Source organism: Pseudomonas sp. NBRC 111140 (genome assembly GCF_001320885.1).
In the GTDB taxonomy this organism is placed as follows: Bacteria; Pseudomonadota; Gammaproteobacteria; order Pseudomonadales; family Pseudomonadaceae; genus Aquipseudomonas; species Aquipseudomonas putida_P.
The window spans coordinates 1-13,543 of the sequence record NZ_BCBQ01000126.1 but is presented as its reverse complement, the minus strand read 5'-3'; the positions used below and the strand labels follow the sequence as shown (position 1 = coordinate 13,543).

Genomic DNA, 13,543 nt, shown 5'->3' with positions numbered 1-13,543 from the left:
CGCCGATCAGCCAGGTCAGGCGGGTGGTGGTCTGCATCACCTCGCTTTGTTCGATCAGGCCGATGAAGGTCCAGCCCAGTTGCTCGTCGGGGTAGACGTTGGCCATGTAGCGCACGCCATTGAGTTCGACCTCGACCAGGCCTTTGCCGGCCTTGGCCAGCTCGGCGTAACCGTCGCCAAAACTCGCCAGTTGCTTGAAGTTGTGGCCTGCATCGCGCGGGTCGACCATCACGTTGCCGTTGCTTTCCACCAGCATCAGGTAGCCACTTTCGCCCAGCTTGATCTGCTTGACGATCTCGGTCAGGCCCTTGAGGGAAACATCGATGTTGACCACGCCGCCGGGGTTGCCCAGCTGGTTGGCCACGGCGCGCACGGTGCTGACCAGCACCGCGTCGTCGGCGGCCCAGTAGTAAGCGCCGGTGCGCACGGTCTTGCCTGGGTTGGCCATGGCCAGTTGGTACCAGGGGCGGGTGCGTGGGTCGTAGTTGACGAACTTCTGCCCGGCCGGCCAGCCCGTGTAGCCGCCGTCATTCACGCCGTAGGACAGGTAGGCATAAGCGGGGTGCGAGTTGGCCAGGCGGGTCATGAATTCGAGGAGCTTGCTGGCCTGTTCGCCCAGTTCGTAGGACGGGGTGGCGCTCATGTACTTGTTCAGCTCGCTGCCCGTGGCAGCGACCATTGGCTGGGAAGCCAGGTACTCGACGTTCTGGTTGATGCCCTGGAAGAAGATGTTCATCGCGTTGCTGACCTGGCGGATTTCCCGGCTGCTACCGTCGAGGAATCCATCGCGGGCTTCGCCACGCAGGTTGAGGACCACCAGAGTGGCCACTAGGACGATGGGCAAGCCGGCGATGACCGCGAATGCCCAGGTCAGTTTCTGTTTGATGCTCATCGACGCTCCCGGAATTTTTTATTGTCGACCCACGAGGCAGGTAGCCAGTGCATCGGCAGCATCCGGGTTTTATGAAGCCAGAACCCCTGTATTTATTGGACAAAGTCGTGTTTGGTGACTATTCGGTCGCGTTTGGACGCTTTTGGCATACCAAACGCTTTTGATCGCTCAGTGACAGCAGTTGCCGGTAGCGCCATTGGCCAGGTCCTTGAGGATCGGGCAGTCCGGGCGGTCATCCCCTTGGCAGTGCGACACCAGCTCGCCAAGGGTATCGCGCAGGCTCACCAGCTCCTCGATGCGCCGGTTCAGTTCATCGATGTGCTGTATCGCCAGTGCCTTCACGTCGGCACTGGCACGCTGGCGGTCTTGCCACAGGGTCAGCAGCTTGCCGACCTCCTCAAGGGAAAAGCCCAGGTCGCGGGAGCGCTTGATGAAGGCCAGGCTGTGCAGGTCTTGCGCCTGGTACAAGCGGTAGCCGCTATCGCTGCGTGTGGCTGGTTTGAGCAGGCCGATGGACTCGTAGTAACGGATCATCTTGGTGCTGAGCCCGCTGCGGCGGGCGGCCTGGCCGATGTTCATGGCGCCTCCTGGGTGCTGCTACTGGTGGGTTTCCACGCCTTGAGCCACAGCGCGTTACTGACCACGCTGACGCTGGACAGGGCCATGGCGGCACCGGCCAGTACCGGGTTGAGGTAACCCAGCGCGGCCAGCGGGATGCCGATCAAGTTGTAGATGAAAGCCCAGAACAGGTTCTGGCGGATCTTCGCGTAGGTCTTGCGGCTGATTTCCAGCGCGGCGGGCACCAGGCGCGGGTCGCCACGCATCAGGGTGATGCCGGCGGCCTGCATGGCCACGTCGGTGCCGCCACCCATGGCGATGCCGATGTCGGCAGCGGCCAGCGCGGGTGCATCGTTGATGCCATCGCCGACCATGGCAACCACACCGTCGCGCTTGAGTGCCGTCACCGTCGCGGCCTTATCGGCCGGCAGCACTTCGGCATGCACATCGTCGATGCCCAGGGCATCGGCCACCACCTTGGCGCTGCCACGGTTGTCACCGGTCAGCAGGTGGCTGCTGATGTGCTGTGCATGCAGGGTGTCGATGGCTTGCGCGGCGCCGGGCTTGAGGCTGTCACCAAAGGCGAACAGGCCCAGCACGCGCGGTTGCCTGCCGCGTTCGATCAGCCATGACAGGGTGCGCCCTTCGGCTTCCCAGGCCTGGGCCTTGGAGGCCAGCTCACCAGGCTGCAGAGCGCTCTCGTCTAGCAGGCGGCGGTTGCCCAGCGCCAGCTCACGGCCCTCGACACGCCCGGCAATGCCGCGCCCGGTCAGCGATTGGCTGTCGGCAACCTCGGGCACGTCCAGCCCCTGTTCGGCGCACGCCTGCAGTACCGCCTTGGCCAGCGGGTGTTCACTGCCGCGCTGCAGGGCGCCGGCCAGGCGGTGCAGCTCGGCACTGCTGCCGTCCTGTGCCTGACTGTGAACCACCCGCGGGCTGCCGGAGGTAAGGGTGCCGGTCTTGTCGAAGACCACGCGGTTGACCGCATGGGCCCGCTCCAGGGCTTCGGCATCCTTGATCAAGATGCCATGGCGGGCGGCGACCCCGGTGCCGGCCATGATCGCTGCGGGCGTGGCCAGGCCGAGGGCGCAGGGGCAGGCGATGACCAGCACGGCAACGGCGTTGATCAGCGCGGTTTCCAGTGGTGCACCGGCCAGCCACCAGCCGATCAGGGTGATCAGCGCCAGCACCAGTACAGCCGGGACGAATACCTGGCTGACCCGGTCGACCAGCTTCTGGATTGGCGCTTTGGCGGCCTGGGCGTCTTCCACCAGGCGGATGATGCGTGCCAGCACGGTCTCGGTGCCCAGTGCCTGGGTACGGACCAGCAACCGGCCTTCGCCGTTGATAGCGCCACCGGTGACGCTGTCGCCGGGTTGCTTGGGCACTGGCAGGCTCTCGCCGCTGATCAGGGCCTCATCGGCGTGGCTGCTGCCATCTTCGACCACGCCATCGACCGGGAAACGCTCGCCGGGCTTTACCAGGACCAGGTCGCCCAGGCGCAACTGGGCGATTGCCACGTCCTCCTCCTGGCCATCGACCACGCGCACGGCGCGTTCCGGGCGCAAGGCTTCGAGGGCGCGGATGGCGCTGGCGGTTTGGCGCTTGGCGCGGCTTTCCAGGTACTTGCCCAGCAATACCAGGGCAATCACCACGGCGGAGGCTTCGAAGTACAGGTGCGGGGCCATGCCGGCAGGGGCCTGCGCCCATTGGTACAGGCTAAGGCCATAGCCGGCACTGGTGCCCAGGGCCACCAGCAGGTCCATGTTGCCGGCACCGGCGCGCACGGCCTTCCAGGCGGCTACGTAGAAGCGTGCCCCAAGAATGAATTGCACCGGCGTGGCCAGCAGGAATTGCGCCCAGGCAGGCAGCATCCAGTGCAGGCCGAACGGTTGTACCAGCATTGGCAATACCAGCGGCAGGGCCAACAGCAAGGCTGCGCCGACCGCCAGGCGCTCGTTGCGCAGGCGGTGCTGGGCAGCGCTTTGCTCGTCCCTGGCAGATTGCGGCAGGCTGGCGCTGTAGCCGGCCTTTTGTACGGCGTCGATCAGCAGGTTGTCATCGAGGGCTGTGAGCACTTCGAGGTGCGCGCGTTCGCTGGCCAGGTTCACGCTGACCTGCTCGACGCCGGGCAATTTGCCGAGGGCGCGCTCTACACGGCCGACACAGCTGGCGCAGGTCATGCCGCCGATCTGCAGTTCGAGGGTGCGGGTGGGCACGCCGTAACCGGCTTCGCGCACGGCGTCGACCAACGCCGGCAGGCTGTCGGCCGGGGCCAGAACCCGGGCTTTTTCAGTGGTGAGGTTTACGCTGACCTGTTCAGCGCCTGTGACCTTGCGCAGGGCGCGTTCGACCCGGCCAGCACAGCTGGCACAGGTCATGCCGGTGATCGGCAGGTCGTAAGTGGTGGATGCGGGCATGGCTCTCCTCCTTGGACTGGCCTCCAGCATCAACCTTGCCACGCGGGCAAGGTCAATAGCCCAGATCGGCTCGCTTCAACTCCAGCCCATATTGCCCCATGGCGATGCGGTATTTGTTGATCTGGCCCGCCTGCAGGTTCAAACGCGTGCTGCGCTGGTCTTCGATGCCTGCGGCGCAACCCGGCATTTGCCCGGGTAGCAGGCGCAGGCGCACATCCACAGGGCCCGGCGGCAGGTTGAACGAGGTGGACTGCTCCTGAAATACGCGCCCGGAAAGCTGGTCGTTGAGGTACACGCCGATTTCGCAGCTGGTAGCTACCTCCAGCCGCTCCCGGGAAATGATCAGTACGCTGTAGGCCGAGTTGCCCTCGGCGCTGGCCGGTGGCACCACAGCCAGCGCGCCCAGTAGCCCGACGACGCCCAATGCTGCCCTGAACATGAAAAATCTCCTGCTTGCTTGATCGTCAAAGGCGCAGCTTGGCCGACGCGGGCGCGGATTTCCACCCCGGCTGTTGCAGGCGGGGCTTGACCTTGCCCTGATGGCAAGCTTGAGACTCGTGGAAAACCTGAAGGAGGTAACCCATGCAAGTGTTCAATGTACAAGGCATGACCTGCGGCCATTGCGTGAAAGCCGTGACCCGCGCGGTGCAGGAGCAGGATGCGGCGGCCAAGGTCGAGATCGACCTGGCGGCGAAACAGGTACGGGTGCAGAGTGAGCTGGCGCAGGAGCAGATCCTCACTGCCATTCGGGATGAAGGTTATCAGGCCGAACTTGCCTGAAGACTTGGCAGTGCCCTCCACAGGGGCACTGTGTTGCAAATGTTTTCAGACTGATGGGGTCCACAGCAGGTAGAATTACGCACTTGCTTAGCCTGCTATGGATTCCTGATGAACCTGCGAATGGTGCTCATCCTGGGCGCACTCAGTGCGTTTGGGCCTTTGGCGATCGACTTCTACCTGCCCGCCTTCCCGGCCATGGCGCAAGCGTTCGCTACCGATGAAAAACACGTCCAGGCCACGTTGGCTGCCTACTTCCTCGGCCTGTCCATCGGCCAGTTGGCCTATGGGCCAGTTGCCGACCGCTTTGGCCGACGCCTACCGTTGATGTTCGGCGTGACCCTGTTCACCCTGGCGTCACTGGCTTGTGCCTATGCCCCCAACCTCGACACGTTGGTACTGGCGCGTTTCGTCCAGGCACTGGGCGGTTGTGCCGGCATGGTGCTGTCGCGGGCCATCGTCAGCGACAAGTGCGACCCGGTAGCCTCAGCAAAAGTGTTCTCGCAGCTGATGCTGGTCATGGGCCTGGCGCCGATCCTGGCACCGATGCTGGGTGGGGTGCTGGTGAACCTGGCCGGCTGGCAGTCGATTTTCCTCGCGCTGAGCCTGTTCAGTGCCGGCTGCCTGCTGGCGGTCAGCCTGGGCCTGCCTGAAAGCCTGCCTGAGCATATACCCCGCCAGCCGCTGTCTGGCGCCTTGCGCCAGTACCTGCGTTTGCTCGCTGACCGGGCTTTCCTCGGCCATGCGTTGACCGGCGGTATCGCTATTGCCGGCATGTTTGCCTATATCGCCGGTTCGCCCTTCGTATTCATCAAGCTGTATGGGGTGCCCGCCGAGCATTACGGCTGGTTGTTCGGTACCAATGCTGCGGGCTTTATTCTGGTGGCACAGGTGAACGCCCGCTTGCTGGCCAGGCGCGGGCCAGCCTTCCTGCTGGCCCGCGCGGTTTGGCTGTACCTGGTTGCGGGCCTGGTGCTGCTGGGCGTGGCGGCATTGCGACCCGCGCAGTTGTGGCCGCTGCTGATACCGCTGTTCATCTGTATCGCCAGCCTTGGTTGCATCATTCCCAATGCTTCCGCCTGCGCCATGAGCGGGCAGGGTGCGCGGGCCGGCAGTGCCTCGGCACTGATGGGCTGCGTGCAGTTCAGCGTTGCCGCAGGTGCGGCGGCGCTGGTCGGGCTGCTGCATGATGGCAGTGCAGTGCCGATGGCAATGGTGATCAGCCTGTGCGGGGCGCTTGTGGTCAGTGTCGCGCTGTTGACCCGACGTTTGCAGGCCAAGGCTCCCGCATGAGCGGGTGAGGTGCCTGCAGACGGGTTTCCAGCGTAGCGACGAAGGCGCGCGCCTCGGCCTCGCTACGGAAACTGACCACATGCTGATCGAGCTGGACTTGCCAGGGGCAGGCGGGGTTTCGGCTCGACGCACTTACGACAATTTTCATCGCGGCATACCTCCAGGAAGGGGAGCCGCTCAAGTGTAGCGCTGGCCCACCAGCCTGCCATGGCACTGCTTCAGCGTCCTGACTGACGGTAAGTGCGTACATTTTCCAGACGGTGTTTCCTGCTTTGGGCGCAAAGCCTGCAATTCCCCAGAACCTTCGCTTTGTTGCGCGCTAATTGTTGAAGGTTGCTGTGGGCCGTATCTGAAATTGCTGCAAGCCTATTTTTATCAGAATGTTTCAGTGCTTCTGTATGGGTGTACCTGGGCCTTGTTTGGCTGGGTTCGAGCCGTTTTCCAAAGCTGCCTCGCTGAGTGCCAAGGGTAGGCATACCCAATGGTTTTCGCCTTGGGTAGGTCGGCGCGTGGTCGTCTGAACGGTGTTTTCTGCGGCTTATACTGGCGAACCAGGCCAGTGCCAGCGAGACGCGCTTCCCTGCCAGGGTTGGCAATCGCATCCACACAGTGAACTTGCAGGGAGTTACAGGGACATGAACGCAGCCAGCAGTATCAGCCAAATCGCCAGCCTGATGGCCGACCCCAAGCGCAGTGCCATGTTGTGGGCATTGATCGATGGCACGCCACGGTTGGCCAATGAACTCGCGATAATGACCGGCCTGACTTCGTCGTCGGCCTGCGCGCACCTCTCGTTGCTGTCGTCGGCCGGTTTGCTCAAGCATGAAGCCAGGGGCCGTAAACGCTACTTCTGCCTGGCAACCCCTCAGGTCGGGGCGGCGGTTGAGGCCTTGGCCAGCGTACAGCTGGAAAGCGTACGGGGAGAGCGTGCCAAGGCGCCGGTATCATCGCTGCCCATGTCGATGCGCCGGGCACGCCGATGTGGCGACCACCTGGGCGGGGCGTTGGCCAGTGAGTTGTATGATCGCCTGGTGGTGGCCGGCTGGCTGGACGGCTGCGGTCGACAGTTGATGGTCAGTGACGAGGGGCGGGCGCAGTTGGCGTTGGTCGGGGTCTACATCGATGCTCTGGCGCCACACCAGCAACGAGGTTGCGTGATCTGCCGCTGCACCGAGTGGGATGACCAGGGCCCGCACCTTGGGGGCGTGCTGGGCCAGGCCTTGTTCAGGTTGTTTTTGCAATCTGGCTGGATACGTGAGGCCGAGGACACGCGGGCTTTGCATATTTCGGCGCTGGGCGTCCAGCAGATCAATCGCATTGCCCGCGTGGCGACGTTGCAGGTCGGTTGAGCGCAACGTCGTCATGCGACTCAGATCAAACGTGCGTCAAGGCTGTTCTGCGCCAGGCGACGGGCTTGGTCTTCGGTCATGCCCAGGTGGGTGTGCAGGGCGTGGAAGTTTTCCGTGACATAGCCGCCGAAGTAGGCCGGGTCGTCCGAGTTGACGGTGACTTTCACGCCACGCTCGAGCATGTCCAGGATGTTGTGCTGGCTCATGTGATCGAACACGCACAGCTTTGTGTTGGACAGCGGGCACACGGTGAGCGGGATCTGTTCTTCGATGATGCGCTGCATCAGGCGCTCGTCCTCGATGGCGCGCACGCCATGGTCGATACGCTTGATCTTCAGCAGGTCGAGGGCTTCCCAAATGTACTCGGGCGGGCCTTCTTCTCCCGCATGGGCAACGGCGACGAAGCCTTCGCTGCGGGCGCGGTCGAACACACGCTGGAACTTGCGTGGCGGGTGGCCCATCTCCGAGCTGTCCAGGCCTACAGCAATGAACGCATCGCGGAACGGCAAGGCCTGGTCGAGGGTCTTGTGCGCCTCATCCTCGCTGAGGTGGCGCAGGAAGCTGAGGATCAGGCCACTGCTGATGCCCAACTGCTCGCGGCCGTCCTTGAGCGCCTGGCTGATACCGTTGAGCACCACTTCGAAGGCGATACCGCGGTCAGTGTGGGTCTGCGGGTCGAAGAACGGTTCGGTGTGAACCACGTTCTGAGCCTTGCAGCGTTGCAGGTAGGCCCAGGTCAGGTCGTAGAAGTCCTGCTCGGTACGCAGCACATCGGCGCCCTGGTAATACAGGTCGAGGAACTCTTGCAGGTTGTTGAAGGCGTAGGCGCCGCGCAAGGTTTCCACATCGTTCCAGGGCAGGGCGATCTTGTTGCGCTCGGCCAGGGCGAACAGCAGCTCGGGCTCCAGCGAGCCCTCCAGGTGCAGGTGCAGCTCGGCCTTGGGCAGGGCGTTCAACCAGTCATACATAAAAAGGGGTCTCAATCAGGTACGGTTGCCGCCATTCTACAGGCACCGGCCAGGCAATGCGCCCGGCCGGCCCGCGACCGGGTGAATCACCAGACCAAGGGTTCGCCTTTGTAGTTGATGAAGCGCAGGCCGCCGTTGCCACTTTGCGCCTTGATCTGTTCGAGCATGCCACGGGTGCTGGTGAGCACATCGATTTCGGCGTTTTCGCCGCCCATGTCGGTTTTCACCCAGCCCGGGTGCATGGCCAGTACGCACAGGTCGGGGCGCTGCTGCTCGACAACAAAGCTGTTGATCATCGAGTTCAGTGCTGCCTTGCTGGCTTTGTACAGGCAGATTTCACCGCCGTCGGGTATGGTCACGCTGCCCAGAATAGAGCTCATGAACGCCAGAACACCGCTGCCCTCGCGTACCTGGCCTACCAGCCGGCGTGCCACGCGGATCGGCGCCACGGCGTTGGTCATGAACAGGTCGCCGATGTCTTTGGTCTGTACCGTCTCCAAGTCTTGCGGCAACGGGCCCATGACACCTGCGTTGATGAACACCAGGTCGAATGCCTGGCCTTGAAGGCGTAGCTTCAGGCCGTCGAGCTGGGCAGTGTCGTTCATCTCCAGCTGCTCGATGTGCACGCCGGGCACGTCCGCCAGGGCACCTGGCTGCTGCGGGTTGCGGACGGTGGCGGTTATGTTCCAGCCGTCTTCGTGCAGGCGTTGTACCAGGCCCAGGCCAAGCCCCCGCGAGGCGCCGATGATAAGTGCGTTTTTTGCGTTAGCCATGTGAGCGCGCTCCGTTGGTCGGTGGCAAAGAAAGGTATTGAGGATAATGCACAGCGGCAGTCGCTGCCTGCCTATGGCTGTATAAAAAACGATCAACTATGCCTGGGCCTTGCCTGGCCGGGCGCCTGGCCTGTTAGCGCACGGGTTATCCACAGGCTGGTCCACAGTTATTGTGTGCAAGCTGAGGCTTTCGCGCGCTGGCCCGCCAGGCCTTGCATTGAGGATAACTCGAGCGCTTTCAGCAATTTGCGGCTGTCATCAAATAGTGATCAATTTATGATCAAAACGCTGCAGGCCTTGAAAATAGCTGGCTGCAAATGAGTGCCCCAAGGTTATCCACAGGCAGGCCCACAGGTGTTGTGGGCAATGTTCAGCGCGCTTCGAGCAAAATGCGCCCGCGGCTCAGATCGGCCAGTTGCTGCTGCAATGGCGCCAGGTGGGCGTCACCCAGGGCAATCAACAGATCCACGCCATTGGCGGTGAACTGTTCATCCAGGACCAGGCCGTCAACCTCTGCCAGGCGCAGCTTCACCAGCGCAAGTTCGCTGAAACTGCAGCTGCAGGTGAATTCGCTGCGCTGTACCAGCAGGCGTTTGGGTGCTTGTTGCAGGCACTTGTTGGCGCCGCCGCCATAGGCCCTTGCCAGTCCGCCTGTACCCAGCTGGATACCGCCGTACCAGCGGATCACCAGAACCACCACCTGGTCGCAATCCTGCGCTTCGATGGCCGCCAGGATCGGCCGCCCTGCGGTCCCGCCGGGCTCGCCGTCATCGCTGCTGCGGTACTGCGCGCCGAGTTTCCAGGCCCAGCAGTTGTGGGTGGCGGCAAGGTCGCTGTGGCGTTCGATGAAACTCATCGCTTCGGCGGCACTGCTGATTGGCCCGGCGAGGGTGATGAAGCGGCTTTTGCGGATTTCCTCGCGGTACTCGCAGAGGTCGAGCAGGGTAGAAGGCATAAAAAGTAGTCAGGCAGCCGGCTTGATGCCGCAGCCCTTCAGAATGATGTGGATAAGGTTGTTGCTCGCGTCTTCCATGTCCTGCTTGGTCAGGCGGCTGCGGCCGGTCACCTGGCAGATCTGGGTGGCGAAGTCGGCGTAATGCTGGGTGCTGCCCCAGAGCAGGAAGATCAGGTGCACCGGGTCGACAGGGTCCATCTTGCCGGCTTCGATCCAGGCCTGGAACACTGCAGCCCGGCCGCGGAACCATTCGCGGTAGTCGGCACTGAAGTATTCGGTCAGGCAGGTGCCACCGCTGATCACTTCCATGGCGAAAATCCGCGAGGCTTGCGGGTTGCGCCGAGAGAACTCCATCTTGGTGCGGATGTACTGGCTCAGGGCTTCGCCGGGGTCATCCTCGACGCTCAAGGCGTTGAACGTGCTGTCCCACAACTCGATGATGTTGCTGAGCACGGCAATGTACAGGCCCAGCTTGTTGGTGAAGTAGTAGTGCAGGTTGGCCTTGGGCAACCCTGCCTTGAGCGCGATGGTGTTCATGCTGGTGCCCTTGAAACCATGGCGGGCGAATTCGTCTTCGGCGGCCTGGATAATGGCCTGTTCGTTCTTCTGGCGGATGCGGCCTGCGGGCTTGCCCGAGGCGGAGAGGCGATGCGCAGGGACTTCTAGGGTCATGGACGATTCCGTACGGGGCAATGGCTGCGGCTGTCGGACAAGATTACCTGCCTGTGCCGAAGTGACAAGCGTTTGCGGCACAGACTGGCATCAACGTGTCGCAGCCAGGCTTTCGAGGAAGCTTTCCAGCACCAGGTTGGGGCGCCGGCCTTTGCGGGTAACCCAGCTCAGGCTCAGGTCGTAGAAGCGCTGCCGGGGCTTGAGCGCACGCAAACGGCCCTGTTGTACCCAGAACGTGGCGTAGTGGTCGGGCAGGTAGCCGATGTAGCGCCCGGTCAGGATCAGAAACGCCATGCCCTCGCGGTCCGAAGCGCTGGCCGTGCAATTCAGCGCCTGGTAATGCGCCTGAATTTCGGCAGGCAGGCGGAAGGTGGGGGTGATGGCTTCCTGGCTATTGAGGCGCTCGTCGTCGATTTGCTGGTCATCGGCATAGAACAACGGATGGCCAACCGCGCAGTACAGCAGCGAGCGTTCGCTGTACAACGGCTGGTACTCCAAGCCCGACAACGGGCTGGTCTGCGGCACTACGCCCACGTGCAGGCTGCCGTCGAGCACGCCGTGCTCGACCTGGCTGGGGGCGATCATGCGGATCTGGATGCGTACATCCGGGCCACGATCCTTGAGCTCGGCCAGGGCATGGGTGATGCGCATATGTGGCAGCGTCACCAGGTTGTCGGTCAGGCCAATGTTCAGTTCGCCACGCAAATGCTGGTGCAGGCCGTTGACCTCGGTGCGGAAGCTCTCCAGAGCACTGAGCAGCTGCAGTGCCGAGTGGTAGACCTCGCGGCCTTCCTCGGTCAGCGAGAAACCGGCGCGACCACGCTGGCACAGACGCAGGCCGAGGCGTTGTTCGAGGTCGTTCATCTGCTGGCTGATGGCCGAGCGGCCAATGCCCAGTACGTTTTCGGCGGCTGAGAAGCCACCGCACTCGACGACGCTGCGGTAGATCTTCAGCAAGCGGATGTCGAAATCGCTGACTTGAGCGAGTGGATCGGGGCGTCGGCTCATTAGTTTAGTCACGACCTGTCTGAAGATTAGAAATGTAGGCTTTTTCCGACTTTATCGCCGTGCCAATTTAGCTGCAACAACATCCATCGTTGCCTAATCGTCTTTCGAGGAACCGCCGATGAACATGCCCGAAACCGCCCCTGCCGGTATCGCCAGCCAGCTCAAGCTGGATGCCCACTGGATGCCCTACACCGCCAACCGCAATTTCCAGCGCGACCCACGCCTGATCGTGGCGGCCGAAGGCAACTACCTGGTCGATGACCAGGGGCGCAAGATCTTTGACGCCCTGTCTGGCCTGTGGACCTGCGGCGCCGGGCACACCCGCAAGGAAATCACCGAAGCGGTGACTCGCCAGCTGGGTACGCTGGACTATTCCCCCGCGTTTCAGTTTGGCCACCCGCTGTCGTTCCAGCTGGCGGAAAAGATCGCCGAGCTGGTGCCGGGCAATCTGAATCATGTCTTCTATACCAACTCCGGTTCCGAATGCGCTGACACCGCGCTGAAGATGGTACGTGCCTACTGGCGCCTGAAAGGCCAGGCGACCAAGACCAAGATCATCGGCCGTGCTCGTGGCTACCACGGGGTGAACATCGCCGGTACCAGCCTGGGGGGTGTCAACGGCAACCGCAAGATGTTTGGCCAACTGCTGGACGTCGATCACCTGCCTCACACCGTGTTGCCGGTGAACGCCTTCTCCAAAGGCATGCCAGAAGAGGGCGGTATTGCCCTGGCTGACGAAATGCTCAAGCTGATCGAACTGCACGATGCCTCCAACATTGCTGCGGTCATTGTCGAGCCGCTGGCAGGTTCGGCCGGTGTGCTGCCACCGCCGAAGGGTTACCTGAAACGCCTGCGTGAAATCTGCACCCAGCACAACATCCTGCTGATCTTCGACGAAGTGATCACCGGCTTCGGCCGCATGGGCGCGATGACCGGCTCGGAAGCCTTCGGCGTTACCCCGGACCTGATGTGCATCGCCAAACAGGTGACCAACGGCGCCATCCCGATGGGCGCGGTAATCGCCAGCAGCGAGATCTACCAGACCTTCATGGACCAGCCGACGCCGGAATATGCCGTGGAATTCCCGCACGGCTACACCTACTCGGCGCACCCGGTAGCCTGTGCCGCCGGTATCGCCGCGCTGGACCTGCTGCAGAAAGAAAACCTGGTGCAGTCCGCTGCCGAGCTGGCGCCGCACTTCGAGAAGTTGCTGCACGGCGTAAAGGGCACCAAGAACGTCATCGATATCCGTAACTACGGCTTGGCCGGCGCCATCCAGATCGCCGCCCGTGACGGTGATGCCATCGTCCGCCCATACGAAGTGGCGATGAAGTTGTGGAAGGCAGGCTTCTATGTACGCTTCGGGGGCGACACTCTGCAGTTCGGCCCAACGTTCAACACCACGCCGCAAGAACTGGATCGCCTGTTCGACGCCGTCGGCGAAAACCTGAACCTGATCGACTGATCTTTCCGATTTCGATGTCAGGCGCGTGCAGGTATCGCGCGCCTGTCTCTACCTTCTTTATCTGGAGTTTTGCATGAGCATTGTTCAGCACCTGATCCATGGCGAGCTGGTTTCCAAGGGAGAACGCACCGCTGATGTCTTCAACCCGTCCACCGGCCAGGCTGTTCGCAAGGTCGAGCTGGCCAGCCGCGCGACCGTGCAGGAAGCGATCGACTCCGCCAAGGCGGCCTTCCCGGCCTGGCGCAACACCCCGCCGGCCAAGCGCGCCCAGGTGATGTTCCGCTTCAAGCAATTGCTGGAGCAGAACGAAGCCAAGATTTCGCAGATGATCAGCGAAGAGCATGGCAAGACCCTGGAAGACGCAGCTGGCGAGCTGAAGCGCGGCATCGAGAACGTCGAGTTCGCCTGTGCAG

At 62.7% G+C, this 13,543-nt stretch carries 15 protein-coding genes; 5 read left to right on the top strand and 10 right to left on the bottom strand.

Features of this window, described 5'->3' with window-relative positions:
* The 4 genes from APH42_RS26570 to APH42_RS26555 form a co-directional block, all read right to left on the bottom strand.
* On the bottom strand, positions 1–892 hold an 892-nt coding region (locus APH42_RS26570; protein WP_177336880.1), incomplete at its 3' end, for a cache domain-containing protein.
* A gap of 168 nt (positions 893–1,060) precedes the next feature.
* Positions 1,061–1,471: a Cu(I)-responsive transcriptional regulator gene (gene cueR / locus APH42_RS26565; RefSeq protein WP_012270351.1), complete on the bottom strand. Its 411-nt coding sequence runs from the start codon at positions 1,469–1,471 to the stop codon at positions 1,061–1,063.
* Entirely contained in the window at positions 1,468–3,870 is a 2,403-nt protein-coding gene (locus tag APH42_RS26560) for a heavy metal translocating P-type ATPase (protein ID WP_060494585.1), read from the bottom strand. The genes cueR and APH42_RS26560 overlap by 4 nt, the downstream gene beginning before the upstream one ends.
* A gap of 52 nt (positions 3,871–3,922) precedes the next feature.
* Complete coding sequence (locus tag APH42_RS26555) at positions 3,923–4,309, bottom strand: hypothetical protein (protein ID WP_012270353.1); 387 nt, start codon at positions 4,307–4,309, stop codon at positions 3,923–3,925.
* Positions 4,310–4,452: 143 nt separating this feature from the next.
* Between APH42_RS26555 and APH42_RS26550 the strand changes: the two genes are divergently transcribed.
* Positions 4,453–4,650 (top strand): heavy-metal-associated domain-containing protein, encoded by a 198-nt coding sequence (locus APH42_RS26550; RefSeq protein WP_012270354.1) that lies wholly within the window; start codon positions 4,453–4,455, stop codon positions 4,648–4,650.
* Between the two features lie 108 nt (positions 4,651–4,758).
* On the top strand, positions 4,759–5,940 hold the full coding sequence (locus APH42_RS26545) for a multidrug effflux MFS transporter (protein WP_012270355.1): 1,182 nt from the start codon (positions 4,759–4,761) through the stop codon (positions 5,938–5,940).
* On the opposite strand, the gene APH42_RS30605 is transcribed toward APH42_RS26545, so the two are convergent.
* Positions 5,891–6,088 carry a hypothetical protein gene (locus APH42_RS30605; RefSeq protein ID WP_071984764.1) on the bottom strand — a complete coding sequence of 66 codons (198 nt, stop codon included), beginning with the start codon at positions 6,086–6,088 and terminating at the stop codon, positions 5,891–5,893. The two genes, APH42_RS26545 and APH42_RS30605, sit on opposite strands and share 50 nt — an antisense overlap.
* A gap of 487 nt (positions 6,089–6,575) precedes the next feature.
* On the opposite strand from APH42_RS30605, the gene APH42_RS26540 reads away from it, so the two are divergent.
* The gene (locus tag APH42_RS26540; protein ID WP_060494584.1) at positions 6,576–7,289 is read left to right on the top strand and encodes a helix-turn-helix transcriptional regulator; all 714 of its coding nucleotides are present in this window, start codon (positions 6,576–6,578) and stop codon (positions 7,287–7,289) included.
* A 20-nt stretch (positions 7,290–7,309) separates the two neighbouring features.
* On the opposite strand, the gene APH42_RS26535 is transcribed toward APH42_RS26540, so the two are convergent.
* The 5 genes from APH42_RS26535 to APH42_RS26515 form a co-directional block, all read right to left on the bottom strand.
* Positions 7,310–8,257, bottom strand: coding sequence for an adenosine deaminase (locus APH42_RS26535; RefSeq protein WP_012270357.1), 948 nt, complete (start codon positions 8,255–8,257; stop codon positions 7,310–7,312).
* A gap of 86 nt (positions 8,258–8,343) precedes the next feature.
* Positions 8,344–9,030: an SDR family oxidoreductase gene (locus APH42_RS26530; protein WP_012270358.1), complete on the bottom strand. Its 687-nt coding sequence runs from the start codon at positions 9,028–9,030 to the stop codon at positions 8,344–8,346.
* Between the two features lie 370 nt (positions 9,031–9,400).
* Entirely contained in the window at positions 9,401–9,985 is a 585-nt protein-coding gene (locus tag APH42_RS26525) for a YigZ family protein (RefSeq protein WP_012270359.1), read from the bottom strand.
* 9 nt (positions 9,986–9,994) lie between these two features.
* Entirely contained in the window at positions 9,995–10,657 is a 663-nt protein-coding gene (locus tag APH42_RS26520) for a TetR/AcrR family transcriptional regulator (RefSeq protein WP_012270360.1), read from the bottom strand.
* A 90-nt stretch (positions 10,658–10,747) separates the two neighbouring features.
* Positions 10,748–11,665 carry a LysR family transcriptional regulator gene (locus APH42_RS26515; protein WP_012270361.1) on the bottom strand — a complete coding sequence of 306 codons (918 nt, stop codon included), beginning with the start codon at positions 11,663–11,665 and terminating at the stop codon, positions 10,748–10,750.
* Positions 11,666–11,783: 118 nt separating this feature from the next.
* Between APH42_RS26515 and APH42_RS26510 the strand changes: the two genes are divergently transcribed.
* Positions 11,784–13,130 carry an aspartate aminotransferase family protein gene (locus APH42_RS26510; RefSeq protein WP_012270362.1) on the top strand — a complete coding sequence of 449 codons (1,347 nt, stop codon included), beginning with the start codon at positions 11,784–11,786 and terminating at the stop codon, positions 13,128–13,130.
* 73 nt (positions 13,131–13,203) lie between these two features.
* Positions 13,204–13,543: aldehyde dehydrogenase family protein (locus tag APH42_RS26505; protein ID WP_156352933.1), on the top strand; the 340-nt coding region annotated here is incomplete at its 3' end.

Coding starts and splice junctions, on each gene's coding strand:
- APH42_RS26560 (WP_060494585.1), bottom strand. CDS start 3,870: ATGCCCGCATCCACCACTTACGACCTGCCGATCACCGGCATGACCTGT.
- APH42_RS26540 (WP_060494584.1), top strand. CDS start 6,576: ATGAACGCAGCCAGCAGTATCAGCCAAATCGCCAGCCTGATGGCCGAC.
- APH42_RS30605 (WP_071984764.1), bottom strand. CDS start 6,088: ATGAAAATTGTCGTAAGTGCGTCGAGCCGAAACCCCGCCTGCCCCTGG.
- APH42_RS26510 (WP_012270362.1), top strand. CDS start 11,784: ATGAACATGCCCGAAACCGCCCCTGCCGGTATCGCCAGCCAGCTCAAG.
- APH42_RS26550 (WP_012270354.1), top strand. CDS start 4,453: ATGCAAGTGTTCAATGTACAAGGCATGACCTGCGGCCATTGCGTGAAA.
- APH42_RS26530 (WP_012270358.1), bottom strand. CDS start 9,030: ATGGCTAACGCAAAAAACGCACTTATCATCGGCGCCTCGCGGGGGCTT.
- APH42_RS26520 (WP_012270360.1), bottom strand. CDS start 10,657: ATGACCCTAGAAGTCCCTGCGCATCGCCTCTCCGCCTCGGGCAAGCCC.
- APH42_RS26525 (WP_012270359.1), bottom strand. CDS start 9,985: ATGCCTTCTACCCTGCTCGACCTCTGCGAGTACCGCGAGGAAATCCGC.
- APH42_RS26535 (WP_012270357.1), bottom strand. CDS start 8,257: ATGTATGACTGGTTGAACGCCCTGCCCAAGGCCGAGCTGCACCTGCAC.
- APH42_RS26555 (WP_012270353.1), bottom strand. CDS start 4,309: ATGTTCAGGGCAGCATTGGGCGTCGTCGGGCTACTGGGCGCGCTGGCT.
- cueR (WP_012270351.1), bottom strand. CDS start 1,471: ATGAACATCGGCCAGGCCGCCCGCCGCAGCGGGCTCAGCACCAAGATG.
- APH42_RS26545 (WP_012270355.1), top strand. CDS start 4,759: ATGAACCTGCGAATGGTGCTCATCCTGGGCGCACTCAGTGCGTTTGGG.
- APH42_RS26515 (WP_012270361.1), bottom strand. CDS start 11,665: ATGAGCCGACGCCCCGATCCACTCGCTCAAGTCAGCGATTTCGACATC.